This window comes from Candidatus Electronema sp. JC (assembly GCF_048287365.2).
Lineage (GTDB): Bacteria > Desulfobacterota > Desulfobulbia > Desulfobulbales > Desulfobulbaceae > Electronema.
This window is the reverse complement of the sequence record NZ_JBLWEM020000069.1, coordinates 19,495-28,624: the sequence shown is the minus strand read 5'-3', so window position 1 is coordinate 28,624 and position 9,130 is coordinate 19,495. Positions and strand designations below refer to the sequence as shown.

Here is a 9,130-nt window from a genome sequence, read left to right as displayed (position 1 = left end):
TTGAATATCATTGTTTTGTCAAATGAATTTCTTGGTTCGAGGCAAAGACTGCCATCATCCGTGACGCTGTTCGGGCGTATTTGACGAAACCGATTTATACGCTTGAGCCTATCAATCTTTATGCAACTGCGTAACTCCTATCTCTGTTGAAAAAACTGGCAGGCTGGGTATGCTGGCTCATGCAGCTGCGGGCGGGCATGAGCGGCCTGCCCTTGCATCGCGCACACGCCAAGCGCAGTCGAACAGTCGAGACTGGCTGCTTGATGCCACCTTTGCCCTCGCCTTCAACCTGATCCCTATTCCCCCAGACCATGCTCAAACTTGTCGTCTTTGACTGCGACGGAGTGCTGTTTGACTCCCGCGAGGCCAACAGGGTTTATTACAACGACCTGCTCGCTCATTTCGGCTGCCCGCTGATGGACAAAGAGGAGATGGATTACGTCCACATGCACAACGTGAGCGACTCCATCCGCCATATCTTCCGCAAGCACGGTCGCATTCCGATGGAGGCGGCCACGGACTACGCCAAGACCCTTGATTACACGCCGTACCTGCGGCACATGCTCATGGCACCGGACCTGCTCGATTTCCTGCGGATCATTGCTCCGCGCTGCCATCGGGCCATTTCCACTAACCGCACCACCTCGATGGACATGATCTTGGACATCTTCGGCCTGCGTCCGTGGTTCGAGATCGTCATGACTGCTGCCAACGCTCCCCGGCCCAAGCCTGCGCCCGACGCGCTGCATGTGATCTTGGAGCATTTCCAGCTCCGGCCTGACGAGGCCATCTTTATCGGCGACTCCAGCGTGGATCAGGCGCACGCAGCTGCTGCTGGGGTTGATCTGATCGCCTTCCGCAACCCAGAGCTGGAGGCGCACTGGCATGTCTCCCGCTTCATGGACATCCTCAATCTGCCGCCCTTCGCGGCTCTGGAGCTGCGCCCATGAAAAACACGCACGGCGGCAATCTGCACGATCTTGCGGCCCGCTGCGGCTGCAAGCCGGACGATATCCTCGACTTCAGTGCCAACATCAATCCGCTTGGCCCGCCAGAGCAGCTCTGGCACGTGCTGGCAGCGCGGATGCAGGATATAGTTCACTATCCTGATCCTGACGCGTCAGAGCTGATCAAAGCCATCTCCAACCGGCGCCGGCTCTTCTCTACCCAGATCATTGTCGGCAACGGCACATCCGAGCTGCTTCATGCCGCAGTGCGCGCCCTGAGGCCGCAGCGGACAGTGATTCCTGTTCCCGCTTATGTTGACTACCGCCATGCCTGCGCCAAGGCCGGCATCAAGGCGATGTCTGTGCCGCTGCCTGAGGAGGAGGACTTCCAGCCTGACCTGCGCGCCCTCTACAGCATTCTCCGTCCGGGCGACCTCCTTATCCTCGGCCAGCCGAACAATCCCACCGGCAGGATGTGTGACCGCAACAAGCTGCTGGCCTTGGCCGACCGCTGCCCGGAGACGCTCTTCCTCATTGACGAGGCATTCGCCGGGTTTGTGGAAGGATATGAGAGCGTGGCCTGCTGCCGGGAGAACATCATCACCCTTTGTTCGCTGACCAAGCTCTACGCGGTGCCGGGCCTGCGTCTCGGCTTCCTCGCCGCTTCGGAACAGCACTGCGCGACCATCCGCAGCCAAATTGCGCCGTGGGCGGTAAACACGTTGGCCCAGGCCGCCGGAGCCTTTGTCTTAGGCGAGGACGGCTACCTTCGTCAAAGCCGGGAAACTGTGCGCCGCTGCCGCGAGATGCTCTGCCGCGAGCTGGCCGAACACGTGCCGCAGGTGCGGGTGATTGAAGGAGCAGCCAACTTCCTGCTCCTGCGCCTGAACGTGCGCACTGACGCTGCCAAGCTGGCGGAAAAGCTGCTGCGGGACTTCCGCATTGCCATACGCGCCTGCGCCGACTACGAGGGTCTGGACAGGCAGTATTTCCGCATCGCGGTGCGCTCGGAGGAGGAGAACAGCCGCCTTGTCAACGCCATGCGCCTGACGCTGGCGCTGGGGTCAGCCGTTGCCTCCATCGGCAAAAAGAAGAGGACTCCTGCCCTGATGCTGCTCGGCACCGGATCGGACGTGGGCAAGAGCGTGCTTGCCGCTGGTCTCTGCCGTGTCCTGCTGCAAGACGGCCTGCGGGTTGCCCCGTTCAAGGCTCAGAACATGTCGCTTAATTCCTGCGTGACCAAGGACGGCCTGGAGATGGGCCGCGCTCAAGCGGTGCAGGCGCAGGCCTGCCTTCTTGACCCGGACGCACGGATGAACCCTGTCCTGCTCAAGCCGAATTCCGACGTGGGCAGTCAAGTGATTGTCCTTGGCAAGCCTGTGGGCAACATGCGCGTGGCCGAGTACGTGCGTTATAAAGAGCAGCTCTGGCGCACGGTCTGCACAACCTACGATGAGCTGGCTGCCGAACACGACTGCATAATCCTGGAGGGCGCAGGAAGTCCGGGTGAAGTCAACCTCAAGGCGCACGACATCGTCAACATGCGCATGGCCCGGCACGCTCAGGCTCCGGCCCTGCTGGTGGGCGACATAGACCGGGGCGGCGTGTACGCTTCCTTTGTCGGCCATGTCGAGGTGATGGCCCCGTGGGAACGCAGGCTGCTGGCAGGCTTCCTCGTCAACCGTTTCCGGGGCGATGCCTCGCTGCTTGCTGACGCGCACCGCTTTCTGGAGCAGCGCACAGGCAAGGCGGTCTTCGGCGTGGTGCCGTGGCTGCCGGATCTCGGCCTGCCGCAGGAGGATTCGGTCAGCTTCAAGACGGGCGCGCTCAACCGTCCCAAGCCTGCCGGGCCGCATGTCGAGATCGTCCTGCTTGACCTGCCGCACATCTCCAACTTCACCGACTTGGAGCCGCTGCTGGAGGAGCAGGATGTCTGGTTGCGCACGGTGCGGAAGGCTGAGGACTTGGGCACGCCGGACTGCGTCATCCTGCCTGGCTCCAAGAATGTTCCGGCAGACCTCGCTTGGCTGAAGGAGCATGGCCTGGCCGAAGCTGTCCGCAAGCTGGCGGCGGCAGGCGCGGAGCTTGTCGGCAGCTGCGGCGGCTTCCAGATGCTAGGCCGTTCGGTGGCTGATCCGCACGGTTTGGAAGGCGAGCCGGGCTGCCGCAGCGACGGCCTTGGCCTACTCGACCTAAGCACCGAGCTGGCGGCGGAGAAAACCTTGATCCGCAGGCAGGGCGTGCATCTGCCCTCCGGCCTGCCAGTACGCGGCTATGAGATTCATCATGGCCTGAGCCAGACAGCGGCGGAGCGCCTGCTTGCCTTCGACGATGGCGGCACCTGCGGCTGCGCGGACGCTTCAGGGAAGATCTGGGGCAGCTACCTGCACGGCATCTTCGACAGCGACTCCTTCCGCCGCTGGCTGCTCAACCGCCTGCGCCTGCGCAAAGGGCTGGCCGCCTTGGACAGCAGCGCAGGCGCACGATACGACATCGAGCCTGCCCTTGACCGTCTGGCTGACGTGCTGCGGCAGCAGTTGGATATTGAGGGAATCCGTCGGCTATTGGGTGTGTGAGAGCGGGAACGCCGATCACATCCGAACGCACGATTTTTGGCATTTTCAACACCGGCTGATCCATAAAATTTTGGCGCATACTGTCTGTATTTTCCTTAACTTATCTTGCAACCGCCCTCCGCTTGATCTGGATGGGTTGGTTGCTGCATAAGAGTTGCACATTAGGTTATCTACTTTTTTTACGGCTGAACACCCGGCCCCGCCGCTGTGATGAACCCCTGAAACGATGCTCAACAGATTTGCAGAAAACGGATATTTGGGGAAAATGTTTTATTCGGACTGATTTTTCATTTTGTTTCGTATCGTTACTTCGCTTTTAGTGGCTCTGGCCTTCGCACCATTTTTTGAATATAGCAGTTCATAAAGCCAGCGGCCTTAACAGGTTGACGGGCTTTTTTTTACTTTTTTCCGTTCTCCCCGGCAGGCTGTCAGTCGAAACTGCGCCCTTCGCCAGCTTCCTCGTGCGTGATGCCATCGCGGATGTGGTAGATACGTTTGAAGGTCGGTATGATCTTTTCATCGTGAGTGACCACGATGATGGCGGTTTCAAAGTGCTTGGCCATATCGTTGAGAATGCGGATCACCGCCATGGCCCGTACCGAATCCAGCGGCGCGGTTGGCTCGTCAGCCAATATCACCGGCGGGCGGTTGACCAGCCCGCGCGCGATGGCCACGCGTTGCTGTTCGCCGCCGGACAACTGAACGGGCATGGCCTTGGCGCGGTGTTGCACATCCAGCGCGGTGAGGAGATCGAGAGCGCTCTTTCGTGCCTCGGCATTAGACACTCCAGCGAGCATTGGCAACAAAGCCACGTTATCGGTGACATTAAGAAATGGAATGAGATAGGGAGCCTGAAACACAAAACCGATCTTGTCGCGGCGCAATGCCCGCAAGTCGCGCACTTTCCATTCATTGTCGAAAATTATCTCGTCGCCCAGCACCATGCGTCCGGCGGTGGGGTTGATCACTGCGCCCAAACATTTGAGCAAGGTGCTCTTGCCTGAGCCTGAAGGACCAATCAGGCCGACCACTTCGCCAGGCAGGACATGCATGTTCGCATCCTTCAAGGCGAAGACAGCTGTATCGCCCTTGCCATAACACTTGCTCAACCCTTCAATGTGAATGCCTTTTGCTGCCATCTTCAGCCTCCTATCGCTTCAGCCGGATCGATCTTGAGCGCCATGCGGATAGCGACAATGCTTGACAGCACACAAATGACAAGCAAAACAAAGAATCCAGTGATCGAGTCAGCAGGCACCAGCAGCACATATTTTGGAAATAAGGGAGCAGCGAAGGTTGCGGCAACCTTGCCAACCACGAATCCAATCATCCCCAACACCAGCGCCTGTTGCAGGATCATTGCTGCGATGGTGCGATTTTTCGTGCCAATCAGCTTGAGCACGGCAATCTCACGAATTTTGTCCATAGTCAGAGTGTAAATGATGAACGCCACGATGGTTGCGCTGACGATGGCCAGAATTACTAAAAACATGGCAATTTGCTTGGCCGATGTGGCGATGAGTTTGCCCACCAGAATCTCTTCCATCTGCGTGCGGTCATAAACGGTGAATTGCTTCCAACGCTGGATTGGATTTGCCACATCTTCCGGGGGATAATCGGGCCGGATGCGCACCAGCACGGCATTGACCGAGTTGCTGCTGGTCTGCGAGGAGATCACTGCATCGAGCAGGCCTGGCACACCGGGACGATTGAAGGCGGGATTTGCCTCAATGCGACGACGCTGCATCAGGATGGCATCGTTGTCCTTGAGAAACTGCGCCTCCTGCGCATCTTTGAGCGGAATGAACACCATCGGGTCGCCGCTTGAGGACACCATGCGGCGCGTCAGGCCAACCACTGTGTAGCGGTTGCGGCGAATATTGAGCGCATCTCCAAGCCGAAAACCGGTCGCCATGTCGGTGACGGCCTCGTAGTGGCCGCGTGTGATCTGGCGGCCTGCTGTGAGTTGCGGCGGCCAGCCAAGCGTTCCCGGTTCTCCAGCCGTGATGCCCACCACCATGACTCGCACATCCTTGTCGCCTTTTCTGACCTGCATTGTCAGATAGGTGACATTGGCTGCCTGTGCCACGCCGGGCATGGTGCGAATGCTGCGCCAGAGATCGTCAGGAATGCTGGACGACTCGGCGTAGGGGCCAAGCGTATCTTTTTGCACTACCCACAGGTCTGCGCCGCTGTTGTTCAGCAAAATCTTGCCGTCATCGACCATGCCGCGATATACGCCAGCCATAATCAAAGTGACACCGATCAGCAGGCCGAGTCCTACGCCGGTGAAAATAAATTTTCCCCACGCATGCAGAATATCCCGCCCGGCCAAGCTGATCATGGCGACATTCCTGCCAGACGCTCGACGATGACAATCCGGCTTTTGGCGCTGAGCGCCTTTTCGCTGTAGAGCACCACGCGGTCACCGACAGTCAATCCTTTGATGATCTGAACACAGCCGTCCAGATCGGAACGACCCAGTGTGAGCGGCGTGAAGATCAAATCCCCATCAACAAGCCTCCACGCGCCGCGTTGCCCATCGACCGTGCGTATGGCCGCATTAGGGATGGCCGGCGCAACGGACAGTTTGTCCAACTGCACCGTGACTTCAGCCGATTCACCCAAGGGCGGCAGCGGTGCTGGTGTTGTGTCGAAAACAATTTTTGTCAGGAGTTCTTCGGTTACGGCATCAGCGCGCGGCTCGATGCGCAACACGCTGCCAGATTGGCTCTGGGTTCGTCGTGAGCGCAGGGCAATCTGAGCAGGCAGGCCTGCTGCCAGTCCTTCAGCGCTGATCTGGTCGAAACGCGCATCGACCCAAAGACTTGTTGGATCAATGACCTCAAGCACCGTTTGTCCTGCAACCACAGTGGCGCCTGGCTCGGCATCACGCGCCGTCACCAATCCAGCCGCAGGGGCCACCAGTCTCAAATTGCCGCGTTGCGTCCGAAGCCCTTCCAACTCGGCTCGCAGACGGATGACATCCTCGCCTGCGGCAGCCAGTGCGGCATTCGCCACCGTCAGTTCTTGTTGTTTAGTTGCGACGTTTTCCTTGCTGGTGCCGCGCACCGCCAGAAGTTGTTCGTAGCGTGTGACCTGTATTTGCGCAAAGGATTGCTTCGCCTTTGCCTGTCGCACGACTGCCTCCGAACTCTTGATGGCCGCTTGCTGCGCGACGATGCGGTCGTCCAAATCCACTGCATCCATCTCGCCCAGCACTTGGTCGGCTTCCACGGTATCGCCGACATGCGCATCAAGCCACTTGACGCGCCCAGTGAAGGTAGGGCCAATCTTGTAGGTAAATCGCGCTTGCACTGTGCCAATACCGAATAAAGCAGGGGCGACTGATTTGGATTCCACAGCGCTGACTGTCACTTTCACCGGAGCTAACGGCCCTGAATGCATGGCGACATAAATGAACAGAACCAGCAATGGGGCAATAACGGTGATGAGCGCGAATGTGCGGCAATGCAGATGTGGAAGCTTCATGCTGCCCTCTTAATGCCTTGGTGATAAATGCAGAAAACGCCTGCTGCGTCTTGGCGAAGGCGAGTCACGTCGCCTGCGATCAGGGATTGCATCACCAAGCCTTGAATTGACCCGATGAACAAAACGGAGGCAGCATCCACATCTAAGCCCGCATCAAGTTCCCCGCACGCTTTTCCCATTTCAAGCAGCCGGTGTATGCGTTCTCCGTAGTGCTTGATCAGAGTCTGAACTATTTTCTTTGGCAGAGTGTCTCCGGATCGCTGCAATTCCCCAAAGAGCATCCTTGGCACGCCTGGGTGCTCCGAAACAAAGTCAATATGTGCCATGAAAACTGCCTCAAGAGCAGCAATCGGAGAAGCGGAACTTTGCGCCGCTTTGTCTGTCCGAACAAGGAGGCGTTCTGCCACCCAGCTCATTACAGCTTCTATAATGGCATCCTTGGTCGGGAAATGCCGGAACAGCGCACCTTGGGTCAGGCCCATGCGTCGTGCAATCGCCACAGTGGTGATATCGCTTGGATTTTGTTCAGCAGCCAGATCGATCACAGCTTTTACTGTGGCCGCTCGCCGTTCATCTGCCGGGAGATGTTTGCGCATTGCTTGCACCATAAAGTAAGTAATCTATTACTATCTTATCAAGACAGGAATAGATTGCAAGAAATATTTCTGCGAAGGAATAGCGGCGTGCACGTCGCGGACTTTTTTTTCCGCCAGAAAGCGGGCCGCAACAGCCCGCCTTGCTTTTTTGGACAAAGGGCAGTAGGATGAACTGAATACAAAAAGGGGGCGGACAGCAGGCTTTCTATCTATGGATGCAGCCGTCAACGCCTTGCTCAACTCACCCCGCACATCCTGCTGACCATTGCTTCTCAGATCGCGACTCAGAGCTTGCCTTTCCGGCAGGAATTCTGGTACAGATAAGCGGTGCCAGAATCCCTTTTTTCAAGGAGGAACAATGCAGTCAGTGAAAGAAAAAGCCGGCGCAGTGGTCTGGCGGCAGGGGCCGGGCCAGGAGCCGCTGGTTTTGTTGGTCAGCTCGCGCAAAAGCAAAGGCGCGTGGGTTTTTCCCGTGGGCGGCGTGGAGCCGGACGAAATGCCTGCGGCAGCCGCAGCGCGGGAATGTCTCGAAGAATCAGGCTGTCAAGTGCGGATCGGCCCGCAGCTGACAGCGGTGGAGGCGGCGGGTGCGGACAGTCTGCCTTCACGTTTCACTTTTTATCTTGCGGAAGCCGTTGGCGAAGCAGGAGACTGGGAGCGGGACCGGAGCAGAATCTGGGCGCCGCTGTCAGAGGCGGCAGCGTTGCTGCCGGAGATTTTTCAGCCAGTGGCCCGCGCCGCTGAGAACATGATGAAGACGATGCGCAGCGCAGATGAACGGCAGCGGCTCAAGGAGCTGCTTTTAGCAAAATCCTGCCGGCAAGGCACCTTCACCCTCACGTCCGGCAAGACCTCGGATTTCTACATTGACGGCAAGCAGACCACGTTGGACGCGGAAGGCGGCTGGCTCTGCGGCAGGCTGCTTTTCGAGCTGATCCGGCAGGCGCCGCAGCCTGTCGGCGGCGTGGGCGGCATGACCCTCGGCGCGGATCCGCTTGTGACGGCAGTGGCTATTGCCAGCCATCTCGCGGGCAGCCCGATTCCAGCCTTCATCGTCCGCAAGGAGGTAAAGGGGCACGGCACCGGCAATTATCTGGAAGGCAAGAACAATCTCCAGCCCGGCTGCGCGGTGGCCCTGCTGGAGGATGTCGTCACCACCGGCGGCACCCTGCTCAAGGTGATCGAGCGGGTGGAGAAGGAAGGCTTCAAGGTGGGTCTGGTGGCGACCGTGGTTGACCGCGAGGAAGGCGGGGCTGAGGTGCTGGCGCAGGCGGGCTGTCCGCTGAAGGCCATTTTCACCCGTTCCCAGCTCATCGGCTGAGAGGCGCGCCATGCAGTGCAAGGGATGCGGGCATGAAAAGCTGGAAATCACCAGGCGGTGCCGTCAAGTGCGCCTCCGCTGCGAAAGCTGCGGCAGAGAGCATCGGATTCATGAGCTGGCGGCAGAACTGGACCCGGAAACGGAAAAGCTGCTGGAACGGCACAGCTGCATTATTTACGACTGACGGAACGCGCTCGG

8 protein-coding genes and 1 pseudogene are annotated in these 9,130 nt (G+C 58.7%); 5 read left to right on the top strand and 4 right to left on the bottom strand.

Going from position 1 to position 9,130, the window contains the following annotated elements:
• Positions 1–311: 311 nt before the first annotated feature.
• Together ACNKH3_RS11945 and ACNKH3_RS11940 are read left to right on the top strand one after the other, a co-directional pair.
• Complete coding sequence (locus ACNKH3_RS11945) at positions 312–950, top strand: HAD family hydrolase (RefSeq protein ID WP_420209391.1); 639 nt, start codon at positions 312–314, stop codon at positions 948–950.
• The gene (locus ACNKH3_RS11940; RefSeq protein WP_420209390.1) at positions 947–3,523 is read left to right on the top strand and encodes a cobyric acid synthase; all 2,577 of its coding nucleotides are present in this window, start codon (positions 947–949) and stop codon (positions 3,521–3,523) included. Before ACNKH3_RS11945 ends, ACNKH3_RS11940 begins: the two co-directional genes overlap by 4 nt.
• Positions 3,524–3,951: 428 nt before the next feature.
• On the opposite strand, the gene ACNKH3_RS11935 is transcribed toward ACNKH3_RS11940, so the two are convergent.
• From ACNKH3_RS11935 to ACNKH3_RS11920, 4 genes are read right to left on the bottom strand one after another with little or no spacing between them, the layout of a single operon-like run.
• The gene (locus ACNKH3_RS11935) at positions 3,952–4,662 is read right to left on the bottom strand and encodes an ABC transporter ATP-binding protein (protein ID WP_420209389.1); all 711 of its coding nucleotides are present in this window, start codon (positions 4,660–4,662) and stop codon (positions 3,952–3,954) included.
• A 2-nt stretch (positions 4,663–4,664) separates the two neighbouring features.
• The gene (locus tag ACNKH3_RS11930; protein WP_420209388.1) at positions 4,665–5,867 is read right to left on the bottom strand and encodes an ABC transporter permease; all 1,203 of its coding nucleotides are present in this window, start codon (positions 5,865–5,867) and stop codon (positions 4,665–4,667) included.
• Positions 5,864–7,015, bottom strand: coding sequence for an efflux RND transporter periplasmic adaptor subunit (locus ACNKH3_RS11925; RefSeq protein ID WP_420209387.1), 1,152 nt, complete (start codon positions 7,013–7,015; stop codon positions 5,864–5,866). Before ACNKH3_RS11925 ends, ACNKH3_RS11930 begins: the two co-directional genes overlap by 4 nt.
• On the bottom strand, positions 7,012–7,611 hold the full coding sequence (locus ACNKH3_RS11920; RefSeq protein WP_420209386.1) for a TetR/AcrR family transcriptional regulator: 600 nt from the start codon (positions 7,609–7,611) through the stop codon (positions 7,012–7,014). The genes ACNKH3_RS11925 and ACNKH3_RS11920 overlap by 4 nt, the downstream gene beginning before the upstream one ends.
• Positions 7,612–7,969: 358 nt before the next feature.
• On the opposite strand from ACNKH3_RS11920, the pseudogene ACNKH3_RS11915 reads away from it, so the two are divergent.
• The 3 genes and pseudogenes from ACNKH3_RS11915 to ACNKH3_RS11905 all read left to right on the top strand — a co-directional run.
• Positions 7,970–8,296: pseudogene (locus tag ACNKH3_RS11915) on the top strand (NUDIX domain-containing protein); the annotation flags it as partial.
• Between the two features lie 66 nt (positions 8,297–8,362).
• Positions 8,363–8,932: an orotate phosphoribosyltransferase gene (pyrE, locus tag ACNKH3_RS11910; protein ID WP_420209392.1), complete on the top strand. Its 570-nt coding sequence runs from the start codon at positions 8,363–8,365 to the stop codon at positions 8,930–8,932.
• Positions 8,933–8,942: 10 nt separating this feature from the next.
• Positions 8,943–9,116, top strand: coding sequence for a dual CXXC motif small (seleno)protein (locus ACNKH3_RS11905; RefSeq protein ID WP_420209385.1), 174 nt, complete (start codon positions 8,943–8,945; stop codon positions 9,114–9,116).
• Positions 9,117–9,130: the final 14 nt, after the last annotated feature.

Coding starts and splice junctions, on each gene's coding strand:
- ACNKH3_RS11920 (WP_420209386.1), bottom strand. CDS start 7,611: ATGCGCAAACATCTCCCGGCAGATGAACGGCGAGCGGCCACAGTAAAA.
- ACNKH3_RS11930 (WP_420209388.1), bottom strand. CDS start 5,867: ATGATCAGCTTGGCCGGGCGGGATATTCTGCATGCGTGGGGAAAATTT.
- ACNKH3_RS11925 (WP_420209387.1), bottom strand. CDS start 7,015: ATGAAGCTTCCACATCTGCATTGCCGCACATTCGCGCTCATCACCGTT.
- ACNKH3_RS11940 (WP_420209390.1), top strand. CDS start 947: ATGAAAAACACGCACGGCGGCAATCTGCACGATCTTGCGGCCCGCTGC.
- ACNKH3_RS11905 (WP_420209385.1), top strand. CDS start 8,943: ATGCAGTGCAAGGGATGCGGGCATGAAAAGCTGGAAATCACCAGGCGG.
- pyrE (WP_420209392.1), top strand. CDS start 8,363: ATGAAGACGATGCGCAGCGCAGATGAACGGCAGCGGCTCAAGGAGCTG.
- ACNKH3_RS11935 (WP_420209389.1), bottom strand. CDS start 4,662: ATGGCAGCAAAAGGCATTCACATTGAAGGGTTGAGCAAGTGTTATGGC.
- ACNKH3_RS11945 (WP_420209391.1), top strand. CDS start 312: ATGCTCAAACTTGTCGTCTTTGACTGCGACGGAGTGCTGTTTGACTCC.